General features: G+C 65.3%; 15 protein-coding genes. 8 read left to right on the top strand and 7 right to left on the bottom strand.

Going from position 1 to position 16,081, the window contains the following annotated elements; translation table 11 throughout:
• Positions 1–7: 7 nt before the first annotated feature.
• Together mfd and QWJ37_RS12075 are read right to left on the bottom strand one after the other, a co-directional pair.
• Positions 8–3,607, bottom strand: coding sequence for a transcription-repair coupling factor (gene mfd / locus QWJ37_RS12070; protein ID WP_290245400.1), 3,600 nt, complete (start codon positions 3,605–3,607; stop codon positions 8–10).
• A gap of 196 nt (positions 3,608–3,803) precedes the next feature.
• Positions 3,804–5,204, bottom strand: a complete 1,401-nt coding sequence (locus QWJ37_RS12075) for a M28 family metallopeptidase (RefSeq protein WP_290245401.1) — start codon at positions 5,202–5,204, stop codon at positions 3,804–3,806.
• Between the two features lie 589 nt (positions 5,205–5,793).
• Here QWJ37_RS12075 and QWJ37_RS12080 point away from each other — a divergent pair.
• The 4 genes from QWJ37_RS12080 (at position 5,794) to nhaA (ending at position 8,863) form a co-directional block, all read left to right on the top strand.
• On the top strand, positions 5,794–6,471 hold the full coding sequence (locus QWJ37_RS12080; protein ID WP_290245402.1) for a hypothetical protein: 678 nt from the start codon (positions 5,794–5,796) through the stop codon (positions 6,469–6,471).
• 111 nt (positions 6,472–6,582) lie between these two features.
• The gene (locus QWJ37_RS12085; RefSeq protein WP_227904290.1) at positions 6,583–7,086 is read left to right on the top strand and encodes a DUF2505 domain-containing protein; all 504 of its coding nucleotides are present in this window, start codon (positions 6,583–6,585) and stop codon (positions 7,084–7,086) included.
• 8 nt (positions 7,087–7,094) lie between these two features.
• Positions 7,095–7,316 (top strand): SCO4848 family membrane protein, encoded by a 222-nt coding sequence (locus QWJ37_RS12090; protein WP_227904289.1) that lies wholly within the window; start codon positions 7,095–7,097, stop codon positions 7,314–7,316.
• Positions 7,317–7,489: 173 nt separating this feature from the next.
• Positions 7,490–8,863, top strand: a complete 1,374-nt coding sequence (nhaA, locus tag QWJ37_RS12095; RefSeq protein WP_290245403.1) for a Na+/H+ antiporter NhaA — start codon at positions 7,490–7,492, stop codon at positions 8,861–8,863.
• Here nhaA and QWJ37_RS12100 read toward each other — a convergent pair.
• The 5 genes from QWJ37_RS12100 to QWJ37_RS12120 form a co-directional block, all read right to left on the bottom strand.
• Positions 8,860–9,474, bottom strand: a complete 615-nt coding sequence (locus tag QWJ37_RS12100; protein WP_290245404.1) for a hypothetical protein — start codon at positions 9,472–9,474, stop codon at positions 8,860–8,862. The two genes, nhaA and QWJ37_RS12100, sit on opposite strands and share 4 nt — an antisense overlap.
• Positions 9,471–10,382, bottom strand: a complete 912-nt coding sequence (locus QWJ37_RS12105; RefSeq protein WP_227928930.1) for a hypothetical protein — start codon at positions 10,380–10,382, stop codon at positions 9,471–9,473. Before QWJ37_RS12105 ends, QWJ37_RS12100 begins: the two co-directional genes overlap by 4 nt.
• Entirely contained in the window at positions 10,382–11,176 is a 795-nt protein-coding gene (locus tag QWJ37_RS12110; RefSeq protein WP_356882306.1) for a signal peptidase I, read from the bottom strand. The genes QWJ37_RS12105 and QWJ37_RS12110 overlap by 1 nt, the downstream gene beginning before the upstream one ends.
• 17 nt (positions 11,177–11,193) lie before the next feature.
• Positions 11,194–11,745 carry a hypothetical protein gene (locus tag QWJ37_RS12115; protein WP_227904285.1) on the bottom strand — a complete coding sequence of 184 codons (552 nt, stop codon included), beginning with the start codon at positions 11,743–11,745 and terminating at the stop codon, positions 11,194–11,196.
• 84 nt (positions 11,746–11,829) lie between these two features.
• A complete protein-coding gene (locus QWJ37_RS12120) occupies positions 11,830–12,342 on the bottom strand; it encodes an alternate-type signal peptide domain-containing protein (RefSeq protein WP_290245405.1) in 513 nt (170 codons plus the stop codon).
• A gap of 213 nt (positions 12,343–12,555) precedes the next feature.
• Between QWJ37_RS12120 and QWJ37_RS12125 the strand changes: the two genes are divergently transcribed.
• The 4 genes from QWJ37_RS12125 to QWJ37_RS12140 all read left to right on the top strand — a co-directional run bounded on the left by QWJ37_RS12125 (position 12,556) and on the right by QWJ37_RS12140 (position 16,003).
• The gene (locus QWJ37_RS12125) at positions 12,556–13,134 is read left to right on the top strand and encodes a low molecular weight phosphatase family protein (protein ID WP_290245406.1); all 579 of its coding nucleotides are present in this window, start codon (positions 12,556–12,558) and stop codon (positions 13,132–13,134) included.
• Positions 13,135–13,136: 2 nt separating this feature from the next.
• Positions 13,137–13,598: a VanZ family protein gene (locus QWJ37_RS12130; protein ID WP_290245407.1), complete on the top strand. Its 462-nt coding sequence runs from the start codon at positions 13,137–13,139 to the stop codon at positions 13,596–13,598.
• 255 nt (positions 13,599–13,853) lie between these two features.
• Positions 13,854–14,228 (top strand): Hpt domain-containing protein, encoded by a 375-nt coding sequence (locus QWJ37_RS12135; protein ID WP_227904281.1) that lies wholly within the window; start codon positions 13,854–13,856, stop codon positions 14,226–14,228.
• Between the two features lie 98 nt (positions 14,229–14,326).
• Positions 14,327–16,003 (top strand): ATP-binding protein, encoded by a 1,677-nt coding sequence (locus QWJ37_RS12140; protein WP_290245408.1) that lies wholly within the window; start codon positions 14,327–14,329, stop codon positions 16,001–16,003.
• The last annotated feature ends 78 nt before the right edge of the window (positions 16,004–16,081 follow it).

The following is a 16,081-nucleotide window of genomic DNA, read 5'->3' on the forward strand; positions in this document are numbered from 1 at the left end:
CCGCCGGTTACTCCTTGAAGACCGCCTCCAGCACCTGTTTGGCCCAAGCCAGGATCTCAGCGTCCACCAGATCGCGTCCGCCAATCCTCGCAGTCTTCGGCTTGGGCACCAGCACGGCGTTCAACGCCGGTTTCACCTGGGCCCCCGGGTACATCCGCTGCAGCCGCATGGTCCGGGATTCGGGCAGGTCTGCCGGTGCAAACTTGATGAAGTTGCCCTGCAATGCGACGTCGGTGAGGCCTGCTGCGCGGGCATCCACCCGGAAGCGGGCCACATCGATCAGGTTCTTCACTTCCTGCGGCGGCTCGCCGTAACGGTCCACGAGCTCGGCCAGGACCTCGTCGATCGCCTCGTTGGTGATGGCCGAGGCGAGCTTCCGGTAGGCCTCCAGCCGCAGCCGCTCCCCCGGCACGTAGTCATGAGGGAGATGGGCGTTGACGGGCAGCTCAATCTTCATTTCGGCGGCCTTTTCCTCGGCCTCGCCGCGGTAGTCCGCCACGGCTTCGCCCACCAGCCGGATGTACAGGTCAAACCCGACCCCGGCAATGTGGCCCGACTGCTCACCGCCGAGCAGGTTGCCCGCGCCGCGGATCTCCAGGTCCTTCATGGCCAGCTGCATGCCGGCGCCGAGCTCATTGTGGGTGGCAACTGCCTTCAGGCGTTCCAGCGCCACCTCGCCCAGCGGCTTCTCCGAGGGGTAGAGGAAGTACGCGTAGGCGCGTTCCCGGCCGCGGCCCACCCGGCCGCGCAACTGGTGCAGCTGGGAGAGGCCGAAGTGGTCCGCCCGGTCCACAATCAGCGTGTTGGCGTTGGAGATGTCCAGGCCGGTTTCAATGATGGTGGTGCACACCAGCACGTCAAAACGCTTCTCCCAGAAGTCCACAATGATCTGCTCGAGCTTGGACTCGCTCATCTGCCCGTGCGCGACGGCGATCCGCGCCTCCGGCACCAGTTCCTGCAGGTGCGCGGCGGTCCGGTCAATCGAGGAAACCCGGTTGTGCACAAAGAACACCTGGCCCTCGCGCATCAGCTCACGGCGGATGGCTGCGGAGGCCTGCTTATCCGTGTAGGGCCCAACGTAGGTCAAAACCGGGTGCCGTTCCTCCGGCGGGGTGGCCAGTGTGGAGGTCTCGCGGATCCCGGTCAGGGACATTTCCAAGGTCCTGGGAATCGGGGTGGCGCTCATGGCCAGCACGTCCACGTTGGTGCGCAGTTTCTTCAGCGCTTCCTTGTGCTCCACACCAAAGCGCTGCTCCTCATCCACAATCACCAGGCCCAGGTCCTTGAACTGGACCTCGGAGGAGAGAAGGCGGTGCGTGCCGATCACCACGTCCACCGAACCGTTCTTCACGCCCTCCACCACATCGCGGGCCTGCTTGGCCGTCTGGAAACGGGACAGGGTCTGGACCCGGACGGGGAAGCCGGAGAAGCGTTCGGCGAAAGTCTCCAGGTGCTGCTGGGCCAGCAGTGTGGTGGGTACCAGCACCGCGACCTGCTTACCGTCCTGCACGGCCTTGAAGGCTGCCCGGACGGCAATCTCGGTTTTGCCGTAGCCCACGTCGCCGGAGACCAGCCGGTCCATAGGCACCTCGCGCTCCATGTCCGCCTTCACCTCGTTGATGGTGGTGAGCTGGTCGGGCGTCTCCACGTAAGGGAAGGCTTCCTCCAGTTCCCGCTGCCACGGGGTGTCCGAGGCGAAGGCATGGCCTTTGGATGCCATTCGTGCGGAGTAAAGCCGGATGAGCTCCCCCGCAATCTCCTTGACCGCCTTGCGGGCCCGGCTCTTCGTCTTGGCCCAGTCGGAGCCGCCCATCTTGGACAGGACCGGGGTTTCTCCGCCCACGTACCGGGTGATCTGGTCCAGCTGGTCGGTAGGAACAAACAGCCGGTCCCCGGGGGCACCGCGCTTGGACGGCGCATATTCGAGCACCAGGTATTCACGCACGGTTTTGTTCGCGCCAACGCCGGTGGAACGCTGGATGAGTTCAATGAATTTACCGACACCGTGCTGCTCATGCACCACGAAGTCGCCTTCCTGCAGCTGCAGCGGATCCACCGCGTTGCGCCGCTTGGAGGGCATCTTTCGCATGTCCTTGGTGGAGTAGGCACTGGCACGGCCCAGCAGGTCCGCCTCGGTCAGCAATCCCGTCTTGAGGGTGTCGAACACATAGCCGCGGCCTGCACTGGCCGTGGTGATGGCGATAACCCCCGGCTGGGGTTCGGTGTCGACGGAATCCACGAGGGCTGCCGGTATGTCGTTCTCGCGGAACAGCTCGGCCAGACGGGACGCGGGCCCGGGCCCCTCGGTAACCACCACTACGCGCCACATGTCGCGGACACGCCCGCCGATGAACTCCATCATCTCGGCCACATCGCCACGGTAGCCGCGCGGTTCACGGGCATTGATGGTCAAAGTATCGATGTCCAGCACGGTCTCGTCATCGGGGTTGAACGAGGTGATGGACCACCAGGCAACACTGTTGGCGTGCGCGGCGGTGCGGGTGTCGGCCAGCGAGCGGAAGCTGGCGGCATCAAGGTCCGCCGCGAGTCCGGCGGAGAGATCCAGCGGCGCGGCACCGCCGTCGGAGGCCGTCGCCCACGCCGCGGCCAGGAACTCCTCATTGGTGGCCGCCAGATCGTGGGCGCGTGCCCGCACTTTCTCAGGCTCGATCACCACAGCGATGGAACCTGACGGAAGCTCGCCCATCAGCGGAACCATGGAGTCCACCAGCACCGGTGCCAGGGATTCCATGCCCTCGACAGCTATGCCGCCGGCAATCTTCTCCAGCATGTCCGCTGCCGCGGGCATCTGGTCCTTGAGCTTGGCGGCGCGGCTCATCACGGACGGGGTGATCAGGATTTCCCTGCAGGGAGGGGCATAGAGCTCGGTGGGGTGGGTGATGTGTTCACCGGTGAGGGTCCGCTGGTCAGCAACAGCGAACCAGCGCATGGAGTCCACTTCGTCGCCGAAGAAATCGATGCGGATGGGGTGGTCATCGGTGGGCGGGAAGACGTCCAGGATGCCTCCCCGCACGGCGAATTCGCCGCGGTGGGAGACCATGTCCACGCGCGCATAGGCGGCCTCGGCGAGGGCGGACACCACGGAGTCGAAGGACTGTTCCTGCCCGACCTTCAGGGACACCGGCTTCAGCTCGCCCAGCCCGGCAACCAGCGGCTGGACAACGGCGCGCACGGGTGCCACCACAATCTGTACCGGTGACGTGTCCGGGTGCGCCAACCGGCGCAGCACCGAAAGCCGCCTGCCCACGGTGTCCGAGCGCGGGGAAAGCCGTTCGTGCGGAAGGGTCTCCCAGCTTGGGAACTCCTCGATGCCGGCCAGCGGCAGATAGCTGCGCAGCGCAGCGGCCAGGTCCTCGGCTTCACGGCCGGTGGCGGTGACGGCCAGGACCACCGGCGGGGCGCCGTTGCCGGTTCCGGATGCGGCGAGGCCGTCCACTACCTCGGCCAACAGCGCTGCCCGCATCCCCTGCGGGGCGCCGATCTGCAAATCCTCGCTTCGCCGCTCGGGCGGCCGCGAGGAAAGGGTTTTCACCCTGGCGTAGGACGGATCCTCGGCGAGCGCGGCACGCAGTCCGTTCAGGCTCATGGGGGTGTTTTCTCCTTCACGACGCAACGCAAATACCCGAAGTTCACAGACGGAACCCCGGGGTTTTCTTCCACCCTACCCGTTGCCGGCAGCCGGATGGACCGCTCCCGCTCAGAGCGGAAAACGCACGACGGCGGGAGGCCGCACGCGCAGCCTCCCGCCGTGTTTCCGCCGTGCCCGGCGGCATGTGATGGCGCTATTTCAGCAGCTGATGCCCCCGGTAGTCGCTCTCCGCCGGGACGGACTGCTGCCGGGCCTGCGCCCCGGAGCGCAGCTCCTCCTCCGTCAGGGCGAAGGTCACGACGGCGTGCGCCACGGCGTCGGACATCTGGTCCAGGACGGTGCGGTTCACGTTGGTGATGTCATCACACTCGGCGTGGTAGCAGGCGTCATACGGGGCGCCTGCCGTGCCGCCGAAGAGCGCTGCCTCCTCAGCAGTCTTGAGTCCTTCGGCACCGGTGAACAGTCCGCCGGCGGGGATGCGGTTGGCAATGAAGCCGGCGTAGTCGGACCGGCCGCTGAACGCTGTCGGGGCACTGGTGAGGTTCTGCGAGGCGAAGTAGTCCTCGAAGACCGCCTCGATCACGTCCGATCCCGCGGGCCCCTTTGTGCCGAACGCGCTGCCGTCGCCGTCGTAAATGAAGCGGCCGAAGTTCGGTGAGCCCACCATGTCAAAGTTCAGGTTCAGCAGGGTGCCGGCAATGCCGGCCGCGTCCAGCTGGGAGACATAGTATTCCGAGCCGACCAGCCCGTCCTCTTCCCCGCCCCAGAAGGCGAACCGCACCCGGTTCTGGAGTGCGGGCTTGGTCTTGGCCAGCTGGACGGCGGTTTCCAGGGTGGCTGCCGAGCCGGTGCCGTTGTCATTGATGCCCGGCCCTTCGGTGACGGAATCCAGATGGGCGCCCACCACTACGGTCCGGTTCGGATCGCCGCCGCGGGTGTCGGCCAGGATGTTGAAGGACTCGATGACCCGCACGCCGGATTCGACATCCAGATGAAGCACGGCCCCCGGTGTTCCGGCCAGTTCCTCGCCCAGGGCGAAGGTGGCGCTGACGGCGGGGATGGCCGACAGCTGGGTGCCCACCGTGCCGTTGAGCAGCCCGGTGCGGTCCTCTCCGGGGACGGTGTTGCCCTGGTTGAAGACCACTGCCGCCGAGGCACCGGCGGCGGCGGCGTTCTGCACCTTGATTTCGAAGCTGCAGATTCCGCGCTGCATCAGGGCAATGTCGCCGGGCGTGAACCCGGCGAAGTCCGCCGCTTCGCAGCCGCTGGTGGAGGCCCGGTCACCGGTCAGGTTGACGTCCACGGCCGTCACCGGAGCAGTGACGTCCCCCGGCCCGGAATAGCTCATGGTGGAGTAGTCCGTGCCGGCGGTGTAGGTCCGGGCTGTCGGACTTACCTGTTCCAGCGTCTCGCTCTCCAGTTCAAACTGCTCGTAGGAGAAGGGCTGGCGCACCGGCTTGTAGCCGGCTTTGCGCAGCTGCTGCTCGATGTACCGGCCGGAGGCTTCATAACCCGGCGTCCCGGCGGCACGGTTGCCGCCGTTGGCGTCCGCCGCGGCCTGCAGGGCATCCAGGTGGCGCACCACGTTCTTCACAGTGACCTTCTGCCGCAGCTTCTCACTGGCGTCGGGCTTCCCATGACCCTTGCCCGGGTTCCCTTTGCCGGGGTTGCCCTTGCCCGGATTGCCCTTACCGGGGTTCCCCTTCCCGGGGTTCCCCTTCCCGGGGTTCCCCTTGCCAGCAGCAGCATCCCCGGCTTGTTGCATGCCCGGGCCCCCGCCTCTGGGGTTATCCGCGGCTACCGCCGGTGCCGCACCCGCTGCCGCCAGCAGGAAAGCTGCCGCGAACGCCGTCGTCCGCAGTGTTTTTCTCGTGTTCATTTCTCCCCTAAGAGTGAATCCCCCGCGCTTATACGGTGCCCCGTCGGCGCCGTGAGGCCGAAACTACGGCACTCGTATCGCCTTGGGTAAGCACGGAAGCGCGTCTGCGCAGGGTTGGCTGCTATTGACGCACAAACGGCCCTGTCCGCTACCCTTCCGGCCTGCCGGCGCCTAGGGTGGGCAGGTTTGGCGCTCTGGGGCACACGGCACCCCGGAGGGCCGGGACATCTGGTTTTTCGTTCAGGGCCCTGCCACCCTGAAATGGCACGGGCCACGTACTGGTCGAGATACGGAGGATTGCCCCATGGCACGCAAAGCATCCCTTTGGGCCACCGGCTGGGCGGTACTCGCGCTCGGCGTCGCCGGGTGCGCGGGCGGCAGCGGAGACAGTAGCGGGGAGAACACCACCGGCCCGGCGTCGGGAACGCCCTCTGCCGCTTCCTCCTGCGATACCGTGTCTCCGAACAGTCCCGGCGAGCAGGATTGCCAGGCAGCCGGAATACCCGGCGAAACCGTGAGCCCGGACCGGTGCGGGGGCGATGCGACGCCGGGCCCGGACGGCCTGATCGAGGGCACCTTCGGCAGCTACTGCGACGGCGCCGTCGCCAGCACCTACAACACCGCCCAAATCCCCGACGATGCCGAGGCCATCCTCACCGTGTCCGAAACCGAAGCGGACACCACGGTGAAACTGCAGGCGCAGGGTTTCCAGCCGGACACCGGCTACACCGGCCGGCTGCACCAGAAAGCCTGTGGCGCTTCAGCCTCCGACGCCGGGGAGGAGGAAGTGGACCCGCAGGATGCCGGCAGCGGCGGGCTCGTCCTGGACTTCACCACGGATCCCTCGGGCAACGCCACGGTGAGCAGCACCGTGCCGTGGACGGTGCCTGACAACGGGGATGGTGAGTCCCTCCTCATTTACGAGGTGACCGGCAGCAACGGAATGGGTGAGGCTGCGGGATGTGTAAACCTGGGCCGCTAGGTTCCCGCTGTTTATGGGCGGCTGTGTGCTCGGTTTAGGATGAGGGTTGGCCGGTAGGCAGGCTAGCGCCTGCGGCATTCATCCGGCATCACACCCACATCTGGAGGACCCATGGCCCTGAACGCTTCAACCATCCTGCCCTACGACGTCGTCACCGTGACGGACACGTTTGCCGACGAGGGGTTCCTGCGCAGCATCAGCGAGCACGTGGGCGGCTCCCTGGTCTCGGCCCTGGTGGAAGGCAACACCGCCGGTGCATTTGTGCTCACCGCCGTACGCACCATGCCCACCGACCGGCTTCCGGACATCGCCAAGAAATTTGTTGGTGCCACCCTCACCGTGACCCAGAAGGAAGAATGGGCAGCACCGGCTGCTGACGGGTCCCGCGAGGCAACCGTTGAGCTGTCCGTTGGCGGGGTGCCCCTGAAGGTCAACGCGGTACAGCGTCTGGTCACCGTGGCCGAAGGCACCCGCGTGGATGTAGACGGCAAGGTTGGCTCCTCCATCCCGTTCCTCGGCGACAAGATTGCCAAGGCTGCGGAACCGATGATCGGCAAGGCGCTGACCATCCAGGCCGGACAGGCCGGCAAGTGGATCGAAAGCCGGCAGGGCTAACCGCCGCCATGAGCCTTCCCGCCCCCCTTGCAATCATCCTGATTATTGCCGGCCTGTGGTCCATCCTGGTCTGGCCGGCCTTCCTGAAGGACGTCCTCAAGTCCCCCAAGGCACGCGATGAAAACGGTGCCGCCACCCGATACATGACCGTAAACCTGATGAAGATCAGCACCGCCATGGTCTTTGGCCTGGCCACCATCGTGATTGGTATCCGCGCCCTGGTCGGCTAGTCCACAGCAGCATCCAACGCCCCGGCCGGGTATGCCTGCCGGGGCGTTTTGCTGCCCGGCCGGTAGCCTCCGGTCACACATACCCGGTGAGACCGGGTAGACTGGTCTGCGGTGCGCCGGGAAGTCTGGTCGGCAATTGTTTGCCGTACCCGAATCCGTAAGGAACCTGATTAATGGCCACTGAGCCCCAGAACCTGCCCTCCAAGCCGCCGAGCCCGCGAACCGTCCTTGGCCGGTCCAGCTACGGCGAGACCCTGCGCATCGGCGAAATCCTGCGTAAGGAAACCGTTGGCGGCATCCTCCTCCTGATAGCGACCGTTGCCGCCCTGATCTGGGCCAACTCCCCCGCCTCGGACACCTACTTCGCTCTCCGCGACTACGAAATCGGTTACGAGCCCTGGCATCTGGAACTGAGCATTGGCGCCTGGGCAGCGGACGGATTGCTGGCCATCTTCTTCTTCCTGGTGGGCCTGGAGCTGAAGAAGGAATTCGTCGCCGGCGACCTTAGGGACATGCGCCGGGCGATCGTGCCGATTGCCGCAGCGTTCGGCGGAGTTGTTGTTCCCGCCCTGATCTACGTGGCCGTCAACCTGATCGCCGGCTCCGACGGCCTGCGGGGCTGGGCCATCCCCACCGCCACTGATATTGCCTTCGCCCTTGCCGTGCTGGCGGTTATCAGCTCCCATCTGCCCAGTGCCCTGCGCATCTTCCTGCTGACCCTGGCCGTGGTGGATGACCTGATCGCCATCACCATCATCGCCCTGTTCTACTCCGACAACGTCCAGCCCCTGTACCTGCTCTGGATGCTCCTGCCGCTGGCCGCGTTCACCGTTCTGGTCCAGCGCGTACCCCGGTTCTTCGGTACCCGTATCTGGCCCGCCTGGGTCATCCTGCTGCCGCTGGCCCTGGCCACCTGGGCGCTGATGCATGCCTCCGGTGTCCACGCCACCGTCGCCGGTGTGCTGCTGGGCTTCGCCGTCCCCGTACTGCGCCGCGGACCGGACCGGCAGAAGCTGCCTGCCAACCCGGAAGCACCGGGGCTCTCGGAGATCCTCGAGCACCGGTTCCGTCCCATCTCCACCGGCATCGCGGTGCCGATCTTCGCGTTCTTCTCCGCCGGCGTCGCTATTGGCGGCTGGGACGGGCTCAGCCGCGTACTGGCCGACCCGGTAGCCATCGGCATCATCATTGCCCTCGTGCTCGGCAAGCCAATCGGCATCCTGCTCACCACGTGGGGCATCACCGCCGGCACCAAGGCCAAGCTGGACCCGGACCTGCGCTGGGTTGACCTGCTGGGCATCGGCATCCTGGCCGGCATCGGCTTCACCGTCTCCCTGCTGGTCAATGACCTCAGCTTCGCCGTCGGTTCAGCGCATAACGACGACGCCAAGGTGGGCATCCTCGCGGCCTCCGTGCTGGCGGCACTCATCGCCTCAGCCCTGCTCACGGTGCGGAACCGCCGCTACCGGGCCATCGAGGCGGAAGAGCGCCGCGATGATGACAAGGACGGCATTCCGGATGTGTACCAGGAAGGCGAAGCCGGCTAGCGGCAGGGGAAGTTGCCCCAGAAAGTGGTGCTGTAGAACATCTGCAACACCTGCGGTGCGCTCTGTTCGATGACGTCCGCTTCGGTAATCGGTACAAGTGATCCCACGGCCGGTTTGACTGTGGCTGTCCGCAAAGTGACAGTCAATGGTAGCTTCTGCGCGGTGGTCTGGCCGAATGCATGCTGCAGTGACCGAATAGTCGCCGGTTGTATGACCACGTTCCCCTGCACAACGTATTTTCCGTTGGTAGGAAGGGCGTACAACTTCGTGGTGCCTTCAACCGTGAAGCTCACAAGATAAACAACGTCCTTGTCTGCGCCGGTTACGGCAGGCCAGCGAATCTCGTTGGGCAACGGACCGTCATGGCAGACGGGCTTGGCCGGCGGCGTGCCAAGGTTCGCCTTCGGCGTCACCATGATGGTTGCTGCCGTAGAGGCGCTCCAGTATGCGTAGGCCGCAGTGCCACCCAGTCCCAGGACCACCGTGACGATGAACGCGATCACGGCGGTCCGGAAGCCCGGCTGCCTGCGGAGCCTGCCGAACACGCCCGGACGCCTGCCGTCGCCGGTTTCAGGGTGTTCCGCAGCCCCCTGCTGCGTTTTCCAGCTCATTGACCCCTGCTTCGTAGTCGGATCCCCGCGGCGGCGAAAAACGCCACCGACATCACTATCAGGAGAGTACCCGAGAGAGAACGGATGATGGGTTCAACAGTGCTCTGGAAACCGGCAGGCACCGCCTGCACCGGGCGCCCCGAGTCCATCGGCGAGAGAATCTTGTTGAACTCCGGCGATGTCACTGCCTGCCCGGGTCCTATCCCGGTGGCGGGAAAACCGGCCAGCGCAGCCTCCGGCGCCCGGCCGGCCGCCGGCTGGTTGGACCGGGACGGTTGCGCGTCCCCGGTGTCCGTACCCGTACTGCTGCCGGCGTTTTCATCTTCCGGCGGGGCAACCGGGGTCCCGGCATCAGTGTCCAGGGCGTCGCAGGCCCCGGGGGCGGTGCCGGTGCCGTCCATGGCCTGGAGATGGAAAACAACGTTGAATCCGGCGCTGCGGTTGCGGGCCTCGTTTGGCGCGTCCGGGGAGAGTCCGGCGGTGAGGGCTACCCGCACGGCATCCCCGGAGGGGATTTCCCACCCGCGGTAAAGCTCCGCACATTCCCCGACGGGGCCCAGATAAACCGGCTTTCCGTTTCGGGAAGGAGCCGATCCGCTGACGCCGAGCATCCCTGCCAGCTGCGGGTCCATCCGGGTTGCTACCGCACCGGCGGAAAGGTAGGCGGCGTCATCGCCGTCGTTGCGCACCCAGATGGTTCCGGCCGTGGATGTTCCGGGAACCAGGGTCAGGTTCTGATCAAAGACGGGCCGTGCCAGGGTGGAGGTGAAATTGGTGCCGTCGGTGCTGAAACTGAGGTAGCTCTCCGCTGCCGATGCCGCGGGGATTCCACCAAAGGTGACCGCGGCAGCAGTTCCGGTCACCGCACCGAGCACCAGCCGGCGCCACAACGGCTTGGAGAAGGTCATTAGACGGCAACAGGCTTCCGGGTGGCACTGCCGTGGCGGTGAGCGGCGTCGTGGGTGCAGTGATCGCACTCTTCCAGGATCGGATCGCCCGTCTCCAGGTGGTCATAGGAGTCCGTAACCGTTGCTCCGCTGCCCGGCATGGACCGGGACGCAGCGCCGGCTCCACCGTCGGAGGAATCCCCACCGTCGGAGGAATCAAGGCCCGGTTCATCCGTTCCCGTGCCGTCCTGAGGGGTTTCGCCTTCCCCGCGCTTCTTGGCCAGGGCTCCGCGGACCATGGTGACCACACCGTAACCGAGCAGGGCTACCGCACCCCACTGCATGGCTGCCCCGCGGTCCGAGTTGCCTAGTGCATTGGCGGCAAAGCCTACATACGGCACTGCATAGAAGAGCTTGCCACGCACCTGTACCTCAAGAACCGGCTTGGGATCGGTTATGTCGTTGTTATCGCCCTTGGTGATAAGCGTGGGCGTACCATCCTGGGTTGCCCCCATGGAAGTGATCCGGTGGGTGATCACGGCGGGGTCGTTGGACTCAATCTGGTAGGTGATGACGTCGCCCACACGCAGTTCCTCAAACGGGACGGGCTTTACTACCAGGAACGTACCCGGAGCGTACTTCGGTGCCATGGAGCTGGTCAGGACGCTGTAGGTCTGGGAACCGGTGGCCAGCGGAACCACTACCAGGACCAGGGCGATGAGCGCCGTGGCGCAGAGGGCAATATAGCTCAGGCCGGTTCCGATGAAGCTCAACGGGCTGGCGGGCTTATCTGCTGTCCTGCGGCCACTCGACATGGTTTTCCTATCCATCACTAAGCTGCCGGCGCGAGCTGCGCCACGCTGAGGTTCACGGGGATGCTGACCGGCTTGCCAAGAAGGTTTGCCGGGGTGTTCTGATGCAGTGCGACCTTGAAGCAAATGGTCTGGGTGGCCTTTGTTGCCAGCACGGGAAGCGCCGGCGTACCGGTCCGATATGCCAGGCCCGCAGTGCAGGCTGAGTTCCCCTGTACGACGGCGGTGGTCACCGTCAGGTTTCCGTTCAAGGTGCTGCTGGGGACCGGAGCCGAGACTGCCGGCTGCAGTACCAGCGGTGAGCCGGGGCTGACGTTGACGGCGTTGGTGACCCGCAGGGACGTGTAAACAGCCGTTCCGCGGGTCAGGCCCTCAAGGTTCAGTGCCAGCGAAGGCGTCTGGGCCATGCTTGCTTCGTTGACCGTGACGTTGAAGTCGGCGGTCTGGACGGTGCCGGCGTTCTGCGGTGCTGAGGCGTTCCAGAGTGCGTAGCTTCCTTGGACCGTCATCAGCCCGAGCACCACGGCGGCCAGGACCAGGCCGGCTGCTTTCAGTGCTCGAAGGCTCTTCACGGATTCTTCTCCAGGGAACAGGTTGTGCGCGTCGCGTTGCGCGGCGCGCACAACCGGGGTTGGAACAAGGGGAACTGCGAAGGGTTACTTAGCGACCTGGTTCAGGACGTAGTTGATGTCGCCCAGGTCGATCCGGGTGTTCACGTCCTGCTGACCGACGGCGGTGTCCTTGAAGGTGAAGGTCGTGGAAGCCGTCATTTCACCGTCGTTGGCCTGGGTCAGGCTCATCGGGTTTACCGGCTGGCCCTTCTGCTTCAGGGTGGGCGTGGAGAACGACATGTTGCTCGAGGTGCCTTCCGGCAGCTTGTTCAGGCCGAGAGTTGCCTTCATTTCGGCACCCTGAAGGTCCACGTCCAGCGTCTGGGTGAAAGTAAGGGCCTCGCCCGGCACCACGCGGTAATCGTCGATGTTCGCGATGACCACACCCTTGCTGTTGGTCCACACGCCCTTGGCCGCCGTGACGTCCAGGTTACCGGTGACGATGGTGCCGGCGTTGGCAGCCTCTGTCGCGTTCCAGCGGGCGAGGGTTCCGCCGCCGCCCAGCAGCATTGCCGCGCCGACGCCGATTGCCATTGCACCCTTGGCCATCTTGTTCATGTTGTTCCCCTTGTTCGAAAGACTTCGGCGGTGGAAGGTTTTCCTTGCCGCTGGGTATTACTTTGCTGCCCTCCCCTCAAGAAACAACGCCGCCCAAACACAGTGTTCGTGAAACATTCCGGCAAAGCTCAAGCGCCACACAAGGTAACCTCAACACCAGCTAAACCGGCTGCCCCAGAGCCGGAAAACCGGCCCCAACCGAAGCCTGGTGACATGAGAGCAACCACCGAACCGTTCCGTATCCTGACCGTCTGTACCGGCAATATCTGCCGCTCCCCCCTCGCTGAACGCCTGCTCCAGGCAGGGCTGGACCAGATGGCCCCCGGCGAGTTCTCGGTCACCAGCGCCGGCACGGGCGCACTCGTGGGCGCGGACATCGAACCGCATGTGGCAGGTTTCGTGAATATCTTCGGCGGAGATCCCACCGGTTTTACCGCCCGGCAGCTCACGGAGGCGATACTCCCGGAACAGGACCTGGTACTTGCTTTGACCCGGGGTCACCGGAGCAGCGTTGTGGGACTGGCGCCCGGCCTGCTGCGCCGTACCTTTACATTGCGAGAATTGGCCCGCCTGCTGCCGCTTGTCGACGCCGACCCGGGCGCCCCGTCCAAGGAGCGATGGCAGCAGGGCCTCGCCCGGGCGCTGATGCTGCGCAGCGTCCATCCTGCCGGACCGCAGGAAGATGATGTGGTGGACCCCTACCGCCGCAGCGACGCTGTCTACCAGCAAATGCTCCGCCAGCTCACCCCTGCAGTGAATGAACTGCTCGCCTGGGAACGCCGCTACCGGTGAACATGGCCATCCCGCAGCCGCGACGGGGCAGACGCCTGACGTTCCTTTTCCTGTTCTATGCAGGTGCACTCACCCTCATCGTGTTCTGGCCCTCGCCTGTGGACGCCGGATCTGCGGGCATGATCCAGCACCTCCTCACCGGCCTGCATTCCGCCGGCGTCCCGGGCTGGGTCGGCTACCCGCTGGTGGAGTTTGCCGCGAACGTTGTGTTGTTTGTTCCCTTTGGCGTGTTCGCCGCCGCACGCCTTCCCGGGCGTTTCGCCTGGTTGGCCGCCGTCGCCGGTGTGGCTGCCTCCTGTTCCATTGAAACCGTGCAGCATTTCCTTCTGCCGGCCCGTTATGCCACTGCCCAGGACATCCTTGCCAATACAGCGGGCGCTGCGCTTGGGGCTCTGGCCGTATACGTTGCACAGCGCCGGAGAGAAGCCCAAACACGGCGGACTGCAATATTGCCTCGATCTTGAGCGTTGCAGGCAAGTTTTCCTGAGGTTTGGGTGAGACCGTGGGGTATCGGCCGGGAGCACCCGGCCGGCTCCGACCAGGATCCTAGCGCCCCGCGGCGGCCCCACCCTCCGAAGGATATTTTGTTTGTCTCCCCCTCCCCCGCAGTCTCCACCGGACGGGCATCCGAGCCCGCCCGCCACTGCACCGGCAACGCTGCAGACGCTGGTCGCTGCCGTCCGCCGTTCCCGGATCACCAGCAGCAGGGTCGCGCCCTAATGGCGTCCCTGGAGCACCTTGAGGCGCAGCTGATCTCCATGGACAAGCTACGCGGGCTGAGCGATCAGGTTGGCGCCGAGTCCTGCCGCCGGTTTGTCTCCAATTTTGTGGCCATGTGGGATAGCAGATTTACCCGCCTGGAGCAGGCCGTCGCGCGCCCCGACTTTGACGCTGCCATGGATGTGGTCCTCAGCATCAAGATTTCCAGCCACATGGCCGGGGCGGTACGGCTCTCCGCACTGGCCGCTGCCGCGCAGGACCTCGTGGCCCGCCGCGACCTTAACGGTCTGACGGAAATGGTAGTGGCCGTTGATGCGTGCGGTATCGAAACCATGGCGTATCTCAGTGAGCCCGGACTTTTTTCCCCCGCCTAACTGCCGCCCTCACTTCGCAAGCCACCAAACCGCTCGGTCATTCCGGGTGTCTTCCTCCCGGTATCGTTAGACCCTGTTGTGCTTACAGGGGGTTACGGATGTCGAAGTTATCGCAGTCGACGCTGAAGTTTTTCGGCATCAGCTCCCAGTTCCACCAACTGCCGTTGCGCTACCGCACCGCGGTTAGCCAGGCGCCCCTGGTTATTGTTGTGGGGCTCATCTGCGCCCTTGCCGCCTGGCAGTTGCCTGAAGTGTTCCAGAACCCGGAGTTTGTTGCCGGACTGGTGACCCTGGCCGTGGTGACGGCCGCGTGTATCGCCATCCCGTGGGACCGTGTCTGGTACCCGTCCTACTGGATCATTCCGTTGCTTGATTTCGTTGCCATCGCCCAGCTTCATCACGGCAGCGCCGGCATCCTTACCGGGCTGAGCCTGCTCCACGTCTTCCCCGTATTCTGGCTGTCCTGGTCCAGGGTCTCTCCTGTCACCGCCCGCTACCTGAGCTTTATCTGCCCTCTGCTCGCGGTGTGGCACCCGTTTCTTTTGACTGGAACCGATGAGGTTAACGGTGGGAACCTGACCGCCCCGCTCCTGGTTCCGCTGGTCAGCCTCGGCGTCGCGGTGACCGTGTCCGTGCTGCGCGAGGACATCCGCTCCCAGCGTGAAACCCTGGAGAACAAAGACCGCCTGCTCGAAGAGGCACTCGCCGAAAGCAAGCGGAAATCACAGCTGCTGGATGACGTGTTGAACGCCATCGACGTCGGCATCCTTCTGGTGGATGAACACGGTGTACCCCGGCACATGAACCGCCGCCAGCAGCTGCTGCAGCAACAGGCTCTGCCGGAAGGAATCTCCAACCCGCACGAGCGCGATCTGCTCCTCTATACCCTCGACGGCTCCACGCCCCTGCCCGCCGAACAGCGCCCGGTGGCCCGTTCCCTGCTCGGCTCCGACTTCCGTGATGTCCAGCTGTGGCTGGGGCCTCCCGGCGGCCAGATCGCCATGAACACCTCAGCGGCCGTGATGCGGGACGACGACGGCGGATTCAACGGAGCGGTGATCGTCCTCTCCGACGTCACGGCGCTGGTTGACGCCCTCGCTGCCAAGGACGATTTCGTGGCAAGCGTCTCGCACGAGCTGCGTACTCCGCTCACATCCATCATGGGCTACCTGGAACTTGCGCTTGACGAAGCCGAGGACACCCGGTTGCAGGGCAGCATCCCGGTGTCCCTGCGGGTCGCGCTGCGCAACAGCGAGCGGCTTCTGCGTCTTGTCTCGGATCTTCTGACCGCGGCGTCAGGGAAGCTGTCCCTGGAACTGCAGCCCACGTGCCTGGCGGACCTTATTCATACCAGCGTCGGTGCAGTTCAGGCCGGGGCGCGGGAGATCGGCGTCGAAGTACTGGATGAGGCCCCCGCGGAACTGCCGCTGGTCGCGGACCCGCAGCGCATTGCCCAGGTACTGGATAACCTGCTGTCCAATGCCATCAAATACTCCCCCGACGGCGGCACTGTTACCGTGACCGCCTGGCAGGAAGCACATCGCGTGGTCTTCCGTGTGGCGGACACCGGCATGGGTATGACCGCAGAGGACGTAGACGAGGTCTTTACCAAGTTCTTCCGCACCGGCGCGGTCCGGCAGGCCGGCATCCCCGGCGTAGGACTGGGCATGGCGATCAGCAAAGACATTGTGGAAGCGCACGGCGGCAGCATCCGGGTGCAGAGCACCCTGGGTAGCGGCACCAGCTTCACGGTGGAGCTTCCTGCCGTCGTGTAACCGACTCGGCAGTGCCCGGCGGCTACGGCCGGCAACGGCCCGGACCAGCGTGCCCGGCACAGGATTCGTACCGGTTGC

The organism is Arthrobacter sp. YD2, from assembly GCF_030410475.1.
Taxonomy (GTDB): Bacteria; Actinomycetota; Actinomycetes; order Actinomycetales; family Micrococcaceae; genus Arthrobacter_B; species Arthrobacter_B zhangbolii.